Annotated in this window: 10 protein-coding genes; 4 read left to right on the top strand and 6 right to left on the bottom strand. The window is 62.7% G+C overall.

Annotated elements, in window-relative coordinates:
- Positions 1-16 precede the first annotated feature (16 nt).
- Positions 17-2,068 (bottom strand): elongation factor G, encoded by a 2,052-nt coding sequence (fusA, locus tag KY49_RS25515; protein WP_042587236.1) that lies wholly within the window; start codon positions 2,066-2,068, stop codon positions 17-19.
- 291 nt (positions 2,069-2,359) lie between these two features.
- Between fusA and KY49_RS25520 the strand changes: the two genes are divergently transcribed.
- Positions 2,360-2,608 (top strand): hypothetical protein, encoded by a 249-nt coding sequence (locus KY49_RS25520; protein WP_042587237.1) that lies wholly within the window; start codon positions 2,360-2,362, stop codon positions 2,606-2,608.
- Positions 2,609-2,769: 161 nt separating this feature from the next.
- On the opposite strand, the gene KY49_RS36270 is transcribed toward KY49_RS25520, so the two are convergent.
- The 5 genes from KY49_RS36270 to tssC are packed head-to-tail and all read right to left on the bottom strand — an operon-like array spanning position 2,770 to position 6,978.
- Positions 2,770-3,039, bottom strand: a complete 270-nt coding sequence (locus tag KY49_RS36270) for a PAAR domain-containing protein (RefSeq protein ID WP_331456565.1) — start codon at positions 3,037-3,039, stop codon at positions 2,770-2,772.
- A gap of 43 nt (positions 3,040-3,082) precedes the next feature.
- Positions 3,083-3,514 carry a type VI secretion system baseplate subunit TssE gene (gene tssE, locus KY49_RS25525; protein ID WP_042587238.1) on the bottom strand — a complete coding sequence of 144 codons (432 nt, stop codon included), beginning with the start codon at positions 3,512-3,514 and terminating at the stop codon, positions 3,083-3,085.
- 12 nt (positions 3,515-3,526) lie between these two features.
- On the bottom strand, positions 3,527-4,189 hold the full coding sequence (locus KY49_RS25530; RefSeq protein WP_042587239.1) for a DotU/TssL family secretion system protein: 663 nt from the start codon (positions 4,187-4,189) through the stop codon (positions 3,527-3,529).
- A complete protein-coding gene (gene tssK, locus KY49_RS25535) occupies positions 4,186-5,532 on the bottom strand; it encodes a type VI secretion system baseplate subunit TssK (protein WP_042587240.1) in 1,347 nt (448 codons plus the stop codon). The genes KY49_RS25530 and tssK overlap by 4 nt, the downstream gene beginning before the upstream one ends.
- Positions 5,533-5,589: 57 nt before the next feature.
- On the bottom strand, positions 5,590-6,978 hold the full coding sequence (gene tssC / locus KY49_RS25540; protein WP_042587241.1) for a type VI secretion system contractile sheath large subunit: 1,389 nt from the start codon (positions 6,976-6,978) through the stop codon (positions 5,590-5,592).
- Positions 6,979-7,239: 261 nt separating this feature from the next.
- On the opposite strand from tssC, the gene KY49_RS25545 reads away from it, so the two are divergent.
- Genes KY49_RS25545 through KY49_RS25555 form a run of 3 tightly spaced genes read left to right on the top strand, consistent with a single transcriptional unit; the run spans position 7,240 to position 13,158 of the window.
- On the top strand, positions 7,240-9,591 hold the full coding sequence (locus tag KY49_RS25545) for a type VI secretion system Vgr family protein (protein ID WP_042587242.1): 2,352 nt from the start codon (positions 7,240-7,242) through the stop codon (positions 9,589-9,591).
- 4 nt (positions 9,592-9,595) lie between these two features.
- A complete protein-coding gene (locus tag KY49_RS25550) occupies positions 9,596-10,441 on the top strand; it encodes a DUF4123 domain-containing protein (protein WP_157644880.1) in 846 nt (281 codons plus the stop codon).
- A gap of 23 nt (positions 10,442-10,464) precedes the next feature.
- Positions 10,465-13,158, top strand: coding sequence for a T6SS effector BTH_I2691 family protein (locus tag KY49_RS25555; protein ID WP_331456568.1), 2,694 nt, complete (start codon positions 10,465-10,467; stop codon positions 13,156-13,158).
- Position 13,159 lies beyond the last annotated feature (1 nt).

Consider the following 13,159-nt stretch of genomic DNA (forward strand, 5'->3'; position numbering starts at 1 on the left):
TACGCTGCCGCGGGATTCATTCGGCGCTGCTGTCCCCCCGGTTCCGGTGCTGCGCCGCCAGCCGCTCCTGCTGGGCGGACGGCACGGGATCGTAGTGGCTCAGCTCGATGCTGTAGCTGCCGTGCCCGCCCGCCAGCGCATTCAGGCGCGACTGGTAGTCGTTGAGCTCGGCAAGCGGCACCTTCCCGGCGACGACCATCGCGTGGCCGCCGACGGTGCGTGTGCCGTGCACCTGCCCGCGCCGCGCGGACAGGTCGCCGATGATGTCGCCCATCGCCGCTTCCGGCGTCATCACCTCGATGTCGACGATCGGCTCCAGCACCATCGGCTGCGCTTTCAGCACCGCGTCGATGAAGGCCTTGCGTCCGGCGGTGACGAACGCCACTTCCTTCGAGTCGACCGGATGGCTCTTGCCGTCGAACACGGTGACGCGCACGTCCTGCATCGGGAAGCCGGCCAGCGGCCCGCTGTCGATCACCTGCAGGATGCCTTTCTCCACTGCCGGAATGAACTGCGAAGGAATGGCGCCGCCCTTGACGACGTCGACGAACTCGAACCCGGCGCCGCGCGGCAACGGCTCCACGCGCAGCATGACTTCGCCGAACTGGCCGGCGCCGCCGGTCTGCTTCTTGTGCCGGTAGTGGCCTTCCGCCTTGCCGCCGATGGTTTCCCGCCACGCGATGGTCGGCGGCCGCGTCACGACGTCCAGCTTGTACTGGTCGGTGAGGCGCTCCAGCATGAAGCGCAGGTGCAGCTCGCCGAGCCCGCGCACGACGGTCTCGTTGGCGCCGACCGGATGCCCGATCAGCAGGCACGGGTCCTCGGCCGCGAGCTTCTGCAGCACCTCCCACAGACGCTGTTCGTTGCCGCGGCGCGCCGGCTCGATCGCGAGGCCGTAGATCGGCGTGGGGAAATCGAGCGGCGTGAGGTGCACGTTGCCGTCTTCGGGGGCGTCGTGCAGCACGTCGTCGAAGCTGATGTCGTCGGCTTTCGTCACTGCGCAGATGTTGCCGGGGCCCGCCCGCAACACGTCCGTGTGCTCCTTGCCGTGCAGCATCAGCAGCCGCGCGACCTTGAACGGCTGGCGCCCGTTGCCGATGTAGAGCTGGCTGTCGCGCGCGACCGTGCCCTGGTGGATGCGGAACACGGCCATCTTGCCGATGTAGGGATCCATCACGATCTTGAACACGTGTGCGAGCACGTGCTTGTCGGCGTCGGGCTCCGCATGCACGGTTTTCATCTGTCCGTCGACTTCGCGATAGAACAGCGGCGGATTGCCTTCGGTGACGTTGGGCAGCAGGCGCACGAACACGTCGAGCAACTGTGCGATGCCCGCGCCGGTGGCCGCCGACGTGAAGCAGACCGGCACCAGATGGCCTTCGCGCAACGCGCGCTCGAACGGCTCGTGCAACTGTTCCGGGCGGATCGCTTCGCCCTGTTCCAGATACAGCTCCATCAACGCGGGATCCAGTTCGATCACCTGATCGACGAGCGCGTCGTGCGCGGCTTCCACCGAATGGAAGTCGGCCTTGCCCGCGGGGTTGAAGAAGCAGTCCACCACTTCGCTGCCGCCCTGCGCAGGCAGGTTGATCGGCAGGCAGGTCTTGCCGAACAGTTCCTGGATCTCCGCCAGCAGCGCCGGCAGGTCGACCTTCTCCCCATCGATGCCGTTTACGACGATCATCCGGCAGAGCTTGCGCTGCTGCGCATACGCCATCATTCGGCGGGTGGTCATTTCGATGCCGGTGCGGGCGTTGATCACGATCGCCGCCGTCTCGACGGCCGGCAGCGCGCTGATCGACAGGCCGGCGAAGTCGGGGTAGCCCGGCGTATCGAGCAGGTAGATACGGGTGTCCTGATAGTGGAGCTGGGCGACGGCGGAGCTGAGCGAGTGGTGGTACTTGCGTTCGAGCGGGTCGAAATCGCACAGGGCGGTGCCGTTGTTCACGTTGCCGGGCGCATGAAGCGCGCCGCCCTGGTGCAGCAGCGCCTCGGCAAGCGATGTCTTTCCGCATCCGGCATGCCCGACCAGAGCGACGGTGCGGATGGCTTCGGGAGAGTAGTCCATGACCGCAATCGTCCAGTAGTGGATGTGCGGCCATTATTCGCGAAAATCAGGTGGTCTGCCAGTTGCGGCAAGCGAGCAGGCGGGCGGCGCGACGTCGGGTTGGCGTTCGTTGCGGCGCAATATTCCGATGAATTCCGGACATGATTCGGATAACGGATCAGTCTTCCGGCGGCCATGCGATTGTGCGTCTCGGCGCTGATCGCGCGTGTTGCCGCACCGCAGCGCGGATGGACGTGTGCTAGCTTGAAAGCGTTGATCGTGCTTCGATCGTTCCGCAAGGAGGGACGCAAAATGTCAGTCATTGCTCCAGACGAAAGGGCCGATTTCGTCGCCGTCTTGCATCGCCATCACCTCGCCGAGTCCGATTTCACGATTCAGGAAGCCGGCGCGCCGGAGATCGTGGACGAGGTCTATCCGCTGCAGGGTTACGTTACCGTCGTTTGCTGCTCGACGCACAAGGAAAAGGGATACACGGTCGGGCACGGCACGGCGTGGATAGCGGAATTCGACAGGGATCTGACGCGGGGGGCGTTTGGGTGAGGGGATGGTGGCGGGGCGTGATTCGGCACGCTCACGACCGCTTCACGTCGGGAAGAACCGCTGACGGACTGTCGGGTCGGCAGTCCGTTCGAAGCCGAATCGGGACGGAACGCGTTGCGCGACGCGTCCCTCAAACCCGATCACGGCAATGCGGCGTTCGACTATTCGCTGTAGTACGTCGTGGAACGCGCGACAACACGATTATTTCCGTGGGGACATGCGCACATGACGATATCGCCGTCGAGTACGCCGTGCGTATTGCCTACGCTCCACGTATTGGCTGTACCCAAGATCGATCCGGTCTGACCGCAACGCCCACAGGATGCCAATCCCATGTGGTAAGTGTACGGCTGCCCATTGTCCAGATCCGAATGATCGCCATCCAACACCTGACCGCCGGTCGTCGTGAGATTTCCTTTCAGTGCCATCATTTTCGGCATTCGTGCATCCCCCCCCCCTTTCTCGATAAGGCATCTAGTACCGATCGTGCGCAGCCTGCAGCATGCGCAGCCGCGTCTTCCCGTCCGGCATGAAATTCGTGCCGAAGCGCACGAGCCCTTCCCGGTGCAAATGACAGGCCATCGTGAAGCTGATCAGCATGCCCGGTTCAGGCGGATGGATCTCGATTTCCACCTTCTTCAGCCGCGACTCGTAGGTCAGCAGTGTTGCCTCGATCGCACGCTGCAGCTTGTGTGCCGAAGATGGCAGATGCCGATAGATCTCCGACAGGTCGTCGAGCCCATAGTCCGGGAGATGGACGAGTGAGCCACGCCGGCTGTTCAGGATGCGCTCGATGTTGTCGCGGACCGAGAGGAATACCTGCACCTCCGCGGCAAAATCGTCCACTGCCGAACCGTCCGCGAAGTGTCCGGTGATCCGCTCGAATAACCCGGGTCCCACCCACATCGTCCTTCTCCTTTATCGCGTGAGCTGGGCAATCGAGGCGATGAACCATCGATCAACCGCAAACCAGATGAGCCCGACCGCGACGCACGAGACCGCCACCCAGGTCAGCGGGGAAATGCGCAGCGGACGCGCGTTGGCGTGATTTACCACGATCGGAGCGAGAAAAGCGCGATTGCTTTCGTCCACGCTTGTGCGTCCCAGGCGCTCGTCGATCGCGCGGACGAGCGCTTCGCGCGCCGCCCCGCCGTTGACCGCAAACCGGCCGACGAACCCGAGCGACAGCACCGCTGCGAATATCGCGAGCAGCACCCGAGCCGGTCGAGGTTCACGCAAGCGTTGCTCGATGCGCCGCACCAGTTCGTCGCCCGCATCGTTGCTCGAAAAATGCACCACCTGTAGCGGTTCGTGCTCCCAGTCGTCGCGCACCTCCCCCGTCAGGTGTTTCAGCGCAGCCTCGTCAAGCAGTGCGCACTGCGCATAGATCGCATCGCTGATCGCGTCATCCGGGAGGCCGCGCGCATTCAACTCGGTTCGCAACTGCGCGATCTGCGCGTTGCACTGATCGCGCAGCGCCTGATACGACAGTGGCTCCTTTTCCAATGCAGTGACCGTGCGCGCCGTGTCACGCAGCGCGACGGGGAGCAGAGGGGAATCCGCGACGGGCATCGTGCTCATGACGGCAGCACCGCATACAGTTCGAGCGACGCCTCGGGAATCGATGCCGGCACATAAATCTGGCAGGCGTGCGCGTCGATCATCCGCTTGAACGCGGCGTCATTGCTGTCCAGCGCGAAGTACTGGTTTTCGATCCGCACGGGAATCGCGGCCGGCAGCCGCGACATCGGCCGCAAGGCGATGCCCGGCAGCGCGGAATTGACGATCTGCTCGACCTCGTCCGGTGCGCCCACTTTGCACAGACGCGGCAGATGGTCGATGAGGGCGTGCGCCGGCATCGCCGCTTGCACCGAAAGATAGTATTCCGCGCCCTCGGTCAGCCTTTCGTCGTTGATCCGGCCGAGCCATGTGGTCGTGCGTACGCGTTCCAGTGCAATCGGTACGACGCGGGACGGAATGACCGCATCGAGCAGCGTGCGAATCAGCGATTCGAGCTCGGCAAACGTCGGCTCGGGTGCGCGGTGATCGTACGGTGGAATCGCCTGGAGCGATTCGGTCGTGGAGAACGTCAGCAACGAGCCCGCCAGCCGGGCGAGCACAGCGTACAGTCGCTCGGGATGTTGATCCGGCGCCTGTACGAGGCGTGCGAGCTCGGGCCAGGCGCTATTGACGCTGTGGAGCAGCCAGAACAGCGCCACGTCGGACACGGCGAAGTCGGCGATCTGGTCCGAGCGCTCTTTGCGGCGCACCGCAAGGCTGGCGCTCTTGGCGGACAGAATCTCCGACAGGCGCTGCGCGCGATGCATGAGGCGATCGCTCGCGGACAGAAACAGGCACGGCGGGACAAACGCCGTGTCGGGCTCGAAGCGTCCTTGCGGGGTGCGCACGAGTCGCGCAACCGGACACGTCACGTAGTCGCCGCCCTGCTCGAAGTCGAACAGCAACGCCACCACGTTACGTTCGACACTGATTTCTTCCTGCCCGTCGCCGTTCAGATCGGCAACATGCTTGTACTCGCGGGTCACGCGGCGAGGGCGGGCCGGCTTTTCGCCGGGTTCGACGCAGTTGCCGCCCTGAGCGTCCATCAGCGCCACGCCGGCCAGCACGGTCACGGTGTCCACCGTTGCAGGCACGTCGTCGAGACTGCGCGCCGCAGGAAGCCAGTCGGCGGTTTCGCTGTCGATCAGCGTACCGTCGGGCAGGCGCAGCGCGAGCGCCGTGCATTGCACGCGATCGACGCTCAGCGCCTGGTCGTCGAGTGCCACATGCACCGCACCCCAGGCGTCGGGGCTCGCGATGCGTGCAACTTGGTCGTGGACGTACTGTTCCCATATCGCCTGCTGCTGGAAGTGCTGCGGCGTCATGAAAATCCCCTTGGCCCACAGCGGTCTGGTTATCTTCATCTTATTGGTTGGTCTTGAATAAAAGGCGCAATGCGAAAGTGTGCACCGGTGCGCATGTCATTGTTTCGCCTTCGGCATCTGCGAAACGAGGGAAAGGTTGATGTCGACGCCTTCGATCTGAAAATGCGGGACGATGAACAACTTGATGCGGAAGAAGCCTGGGTTGTCTTCGATGTCCTCGACCGTCACCTTCGCCTCGCGCAGCGGATGTGCAGCCTGAAGATCGTCGCCCGGATCGGTCATTTCCGTGACGAGCGATTTGATCCAGTTGTTCAGCTCGAGCTCGAGCAATCGGCGATCCCGCGTCGTGCCGATGTTTTCGCGCTGGATCAGCTTCAGATAATGTGCGATGCGTGACAGCAGGAAAATGTACGGCAGGCGCGCATTGATTCGGCTATTGGCCGAAGCGTCGCGCGCATCGTAGGTTCGCGGCCGCTGTGTTGAATGCGCGGAGAAAAAACATGTCTGGTCGTGATTGCTGGTGTACGAAAGCGGAATCAGGCCAATATCGGCAAATTCATTCTCGCGTGTTTCGGAGATCAGGGCTTCGGTGCGGATCTTGCCGAGTTGTCCTGCACCAAGGTCGTACTGATGCACGGGGATATCCTCGATCAGACCGCCTGCATGTGGACCGCGAATCTGCACGCACCAGCCGTTGCGTATAAAGCTGCGTACGATGTTGACCGCGAAGGCGAATGCCGCGCTCGTCCACAGATATGCGCTTCGCCCGGCATCCCGCGCGTTCTCGGTGTAATTGAACGTGCGCACGGACAGCGTATCGGGTCCGTAGGGCAAGCGGGCGAGGAAGCGCGGCATCGTCAGCGCGACGTAGCGCGCATCGTCGGTTTCACGGAAGCTCTTCCATTTCAGGTATTCGGCCCGCTCGAACCAGATCGGCAGGTCACGGATGCCTGCGACCGCCTCCATAGTGGGTTTGTCGAAGAAGGCCGGCGAGGCCGCGCCGATAAACGGCATGTGAGCGGCCGCGGCGACTTTCGAGATATTGCGCAACAGAGCGATGTCCTGCGCGCGATGGTCGAATTCAAACGCCGAAATTATCGCGGCGATGGGCTGTCCGCCCGGCATGTCGTACTCGCCGACATAAGTCAGTCTGAACAAGCCGCTCTGGATGATATCGGGCGTATCTTCGAAGTCTTGATGGAGTGCTTCCTTCGAAACGTCGAGTACTTCGATTTTGACGTTTTGACGGAAATCGGTGCGATCGACCAGGAATTGCAGGCCGCGCCAAGTCGATTCGAGTGCCTGAAATGCTGGGTGGTGCAGGATGGCATCGAGCTGTCGGCCGAGTTGCTCGTCCAGGTCTGCCAGACACCAATCGAGCAAATCCGGATCCACGCAAGTCATCGCATTCGAATTTGCTCTTGCATGCGTATCGGAAACTACAGCGGTTTGGGTGTACTGATCGCTCTGAAATCCTGCGCTCATTGGACGTCGTATCGGGTATGGCCGGACATCAGCGGAGAGCGACGTATAACATGGCAATCATCTCAAAAACAGGGCATACGTGAACAACTGTTACGTTTCGACCAAATACAACAATCCGCTCGAATAATAGGAGTCCACGCTTCCCGAGTCAGGGTGCGTGCGGCTATCGTTTGTCGCTCAATCCATGCATCGCACGCAAGCAACGATTCTGCCCATGACGGCAGTGCGTCGCAGTGCTATCTGGACACGGGGTGAACAAAATTGGCCAGCCTGTTTGATGATGCGAAGCGGTACGTGTCGAACCTGAGAGATGTAGCGGGGCGTCAGACGTATTTCCTTGACGTGCCCGGCACCGATACCGCGACTGCGCTGTCGGTCGTGTCGATCGAGGCGACCGAGCGGATGGGCGCGCCCACCGAGGTGCGCGTCGTGCTCACGCACCCGCTGCGGCTCGCGCGCACCGAGTACCTGAATCGCGACGCGGCTTGCACGATCGTCCCCGACTACGGCGCGCCCCGCCGGTTCTCCGGCTTCATCGCTCGCTTCTCGACGTTGCAGACCACGCGCGATTTCACCAAGTACGAGGTCGTCCTGAAGTCGCACTTCGCGCGTCTCGAGGCCGTCACCACCAGCCGCATCTACCAGCACCAGAGCACCCCGCAGATCATCGAAGCGGTGCTGCGTAGCCACGGCCTCGAAGGGCACCAGTTCGCGTTTCGCCTGCGCCGCGCGTATCCGCAGCACCTGTTCCGCTTCCAGTACAAGACCGACGACCTGTCGTACGTGCAGATGCTGATGCAGAAGGCCGGCATCTACAGCTATATCGTCGAGACCGAGCACGGCGATCAGGTCGTGTTCGCCGACGACGTCGACCACTACCTGTGGGATCCGCACCTGTCGGTCCCGTATCGCGAGGTGGCCGGGCTGGAGGCGGCCGGTGCCGAGGCCGTGACGGCGCTCCGGACGCACACCGTGACGGTGCCGCAGTCGTTCCTGGTTGCCGACTACAACCCCGAGCAGGCGTGGGAGCGCTTCAAGGACGAGGCGAACGTCGCGCCGCAGGATTCGACCACCTACGGCCAGCCGTATGTCTACGGCACGCACCATCTGGACCAGGCCGGCGCGAAGTGGGAAGCGCAGTTGCGCCACGAGGCGGCGCTCGCCGAGCAGGTCGTCTACGAAGGCGAGAGCAACGTGCTGGCGCTGCAGGCCGGCCGCGTGCTGGACCTGGACACCGCGCTGCCCGACGCGCCCGACGGGCAAGTCGTGATCGAAGTGACGCACAGCGGCGCGCGCGATCGGGCCTACACGAACCACTACAAGGCGATCCCGGCCAACCGGCGCTTCCGGCTCCGGCTCGAACCGGAGAAATGGGCGAAGATCGCCGGCACGCTGAGCGCGCGGGTGACGTCGCCGGACAAGTACAAATACGCGTACCTGACGGCGGCCGGCTACTACACGGTGCGGTTCGACGTCGACTTCGCGGACTGGCCGTCGGGCGGGGAGAGCGTGCCGCTGCGGCTGGCCAAGCCGTTCGCGGGCAAGCTGCAGACCGGTTTGCATTTCCCGGCGCTGGACAACGACGAAGCGGTCGTTTCGTTCCGGGATGCGGACCCGGACAAGCCGGAGATCATCGGTTTCCATCACCACAGTCAGGCGCGGGATCTGGTGACGAACGATCGCCGCTGGCTGTCGCGCAACGTGATTCGCACGCAGAGCAACAACAAGCTGCGGATGGAGGACTGGGCCGGGCAGGAGGGGATCAAGCTCAGCACCGAGCACTCGGGCAAGTCGCAGTTGAATCTCGGTTATCTGGTGAACCAGAAGCTCGAATGCAGGGGCGAGGGCTTTGAGTTGCGCACGTCCGCCTACGGAGCAATACGTGCGGGTCGAGGCCTGTTCTTCTCTTCGATCGATCGTCCGAACGCGACGGGCCAGCAGCTCGACATGAAGGAGGCGTTGCAGCAGCTTGGGGCCGCGCAATCGCAAATGCAGCAGCTGACCCAGGCCGCCCTGGCCGCTCAGGCTGACGCTGCCGATGCCCGGGCCATGAACGATGTGCTGCAGAACCAGATCAAGGATCTCCAGCAGGCGGTCATGCTGTTGTCCGCCAGAGCCTCGATTGCCGTCACGTCGCCCGAGACGATCCAGCACAGCGCCGGAGCGAACCTCACCCTGACTGCCGGCGAAAACGCCGATATCGGCGTCATGCGGAAGTTCACGGTAGCGGCTGGTGAACTGATCAGTCTCTTTGCAAGGAGGATGGGTATCAAACTGTTCGCGGGCAAGGGAAAGGTCGATATCCGGGCTCTGGAGGACGAAGTCGCGCTCAGCGCTTTGAAGGATGTCACCGTGACCAGCACCAACGGCAAGCTGGTCCTGACGGCGAAGGACGAAGTCTGGATCGGTGCGGGAGGCTCCTATATCAAGATCAACGGTAGCCGTATCGAGAATGGTACTGCCGGCGACATTATCGAGAAGTGTATGTCGTGGGACATCGATTCCTCCGGCAGTTCCACGCGCACCGCGGCGCTGAATGCCGTGCAGGACTGCGATGTATCCCGTCATGGCGCGGCTTTGCGCCACGAGGCACTTGTACCGCTGGATGGGTAGCGCCATGGAACGCATCCAGTTCGATCGACGTGCGTTTGAACGTTGCGGCTACGCTGTCATTGATCCGCTGCAGGTGGATCTGGAACTCCTGAAACGCTTTCCCCTGGAGTCGTTGGCGCCGGCGGCCCATGCCGAACGGGCGTCTCAACTGCCATACGTTCTGCCCCTGAATGCGCTCGGCGTTGCCGACCGGGATGATCTGTTTGCCGAGATCGTCGATCGAGAATCGGCGGGAGAGGAACCGCTGTTCAGCCTCCTGATCGAGAGTTCGCATACACCGGGCAGCGTTATCCGTCATTTGCGACGCGTGACGACTGTCCATTCACCCGCGGAGCGCAAGGCATACCACCTTCGCTATCACGACGCCAACACATTGATGCAGCTCTTCTGGATATTGGGCATGGATCAGCAGAAGGTGCTGATGGGACCGTCGTCCGCCTGGTTGTTTCCGCTCGAACGTTGGTGGCGCCTGCGGCCAGATGCTGGCGCGTTGGTCACACCGGGCCTTCGACTACGCGACGATCAATGGCAGCAATTGCAGCGCGTAGGCAGGATCAACGTGGCGCTGGCGCGGCAGGGTACCTCGGCCGGCCAGCGCACTGCGTTTGGAAAGCAGCTCGATCCGTGGCTTGCGTCCGCCGAGTCGTTCGGTCTGACCGATGAGGAAGACGCGATCGCTTTTGCGATGCAAGGCATTACGCATCACCCCGAATTCCATCGCCATCGCATCATCGCGCGAATCCTCGCGCAATGCGAGGGGCACCCACGACGCTACAGTCACCTGACATCGGGGCTCAGCGAGGCTGACTGGCAACGTATCGCTACGGATCTGTCCTCGCCGTCCGTCTGATTCAATTACCCCATCGCGCACCCATGACTCTTCCACCCTGTCCGTATTGTGAAAAAGAAGGCTTGCCGATCCTGCTGACGCGCTACGGCATCGCACCGGAGAAGGCGTTCATGGCCCGGCCCGGAAAGCCACCCGTCACCCGGCCCGCACCGAAGGCGGCGTCTTCCGTCGGCGACCCGACGCCCGCCATTGCGCTGGGCAAGACCACCGACGCGCATTACACCGTTCGAAGTTTGCGAGGCGGCTATGTGTACGTCTACTACGAGGTCGGCAAATCGTGGGAGGCCTACGCGGTCGATCAGGAGGGGCGGCTGGCGCAGGTGCCGGTAGAGAGTTACATGCCCCCGGAGGCAAGGCCTTTCCATCAAGGCTGCGTACAGAACATGCAGAAGGTGGCGAGCGCCTCGCTGATCACCATTCGCGACCCGAAGACTGCCGGAAAGGTATGGTTCGGCTTTTCCGACGCATGGTGGACGCCTGCGGTTCGCAAGGACAACGAGTCTGAAGGGATTCGCCGGCTGCATATGCGGTGCGTCGATGTTCAGCGCTGGTACAACGACGGTCAGCCCGCGAAGGCGCCCCCGCATGCCAGTGCCGTCGCCAACGTCGATGCGGTCGTCGCCGATTACGCGATGTCCGACGAGGATAGCCGGCGTCTGTTTTTCTGGAGTCCGTTTCCGGCCCCGAGGCAGGGTTCGCTCCAGTTGCCCCGCGCGACCATTCTGAAGGCTGAATCGCAGCGATTGCTGAAGGACAAGGGGCTGATCGTCGTGCTGGACGATCCCGTTGCGATCCTGCAGGAAATTTCGGCGTATATCGACAAGCGCTGGTTCAGCTTCGTTTCGCAAAACGATGCGGAAGATCCGGTCCACCCCGATCAAACCTGGCATCGCAAGTCCGCGCTCAGTTCGTCCCTGGAGACGCTCAGGCTGCGTGTCGAGCGGGAAGCGGAGGTCAGTGTCTATGGCGAAGCAAGACAGGCGCGTCGAAACGTCGAATGGATCGACGGCGGCGATGGCAAACGCGTGTACAACACGGGGCTGCTTGTGCCGGAGTACCGCAAGGCGGCTCAACCGATCCTCGACGAGAAGGTGACCCAGGCCCAGCTGGAGGCGGCTCGGGCCGAGCGCTGGGGGGCGTATGAGAAGCTGTTCGATCGTACGCAGCGGGAAGCCTTCGAAGCGCGCTTTGAAAAGGCGTCCGCGCGGCACGATGCGGCGTACACCACGCCGCTGGCCATCGCGCATGCCGCATGGCTTCGCAGTGCGAAGCTGCGTGCCGTTCTCGACCATCATTTCGACATGCGCGATATCAACAGCGGCGCCGCCTTCGCGGGCATGACGTTGTCGTGCATCCGCGGGACGGGCGGGTTGGGCGCCTGCATGAACGTTTATAGCGATTGGTTCGACGAATCGATCGAGAAAAGTCCGCTCTGGCGAGCGCTGAACCTGAATCATCGACCGCTGCTGCAGGCGGTGGACGAGGTGTCGAGCGGCTCCGGCGAGCCGTTCGGCAATCCGGATGACTGGATCAACCTGTTCGTCGTCTATTCGGCTGCCGCCAGCAAGATCAGGGAACTCGGCGCGGCCATTGGTGCGCTCGGCGTGAAACGCAACACGGTCATGAGTTCCGATGTGTTGCCCGCGCTGCTGCAGGAACTGGGGGTGCTGCCAACGAACATCCTGCGCAAAGGCGGAAAGTCGGGGACGGCCCTGCGCGCGACGCTCGGCATGCGCAGTGGCCATTCGATTCGCGTAGTGGAGGTGGCGGCGACGCGACGCGATCTGTACAAGACCATCCTCGAGGTGATCCTCAAGTCGCAAGTGGGGCGGGGTATCTCGCTGGGGCATTTGCAGTACTCGCTTGCCGATCAACTGCGCACGTTCGAGATCGAAGGCGTGCCGCTGGACGAGAAGGTGCGGTTCTGGAGCCTGGTATTCGACGAGGAAGCGCAAACCAGTCTGGCGAACGGTCGTGTCACGCCCGCGCAGCGTGGCGACGCGCTGGGCAAGTCCGTCAAGGTGATCGGCGTCGAGAAGTTCGCGGAAGGTACGGTCGGCAAGGTCATCGAATCGGCTGCGCATCCGGGGGTGCTGGCGGGCGTCGGGCTGACGCTGGCGGTGGTGGGGCTCACGCAGGCGGCGAGTGCGGATGCGTCGATGAAGCATCTTGGGAGGCGGGCGACGCTGAAGATCGCAGCGCTGTATAGCGCGGGGGCGGGGAGCTTGCTCGATCTGGTGCGGGTGGGGGCGCGGGCGGTGGCGGGGAGACGGGTTCCGATGCTCAGTCCGTGGCTGGGTACGCGATTGGGGCAGAAGGGGTTTCTGATCTGGGAAGGATTGGGTGGGGTGGCGGGTGGGGTTGGGACGATCCTGCTCGGGGTAATTGATGCAGGTAACGCACGGGAAGCCTATGACCGAGATCAAAAGGGCTTGATGGCGCTATACATAATCAATGCAGGTGCAGAATTTTATGTCGGTTTCCGTACCGCTATTGCTGGTGGCAGATTTATTTTTCGACTGGGTACGCTCGTCGCAGGATTTAATCCGGCTGTTTTTGGGCTCACAGTCGTCATTCTCGTCGCCAGTGTCGTCATCGAGATTGAGAAGGATCCGCCGACCATGGACTGGGTGCGCCAATGCCTCTGGGGTGAGGAAAGCAATTACAGAGATGCGGCTGAAGAAATGGACAACTTTAATAAGGCATTGAAAGGATGAA

The organism is Burkholderia sp. MSHR3999 (assembly GCF_000833595.1).
GTDB lineage: Bacteria > Pseudomonadota > Gammaproteobacteria > Burkholderiales > Burkholderiaceae > Burkholderia > Burkholderia ubonensis.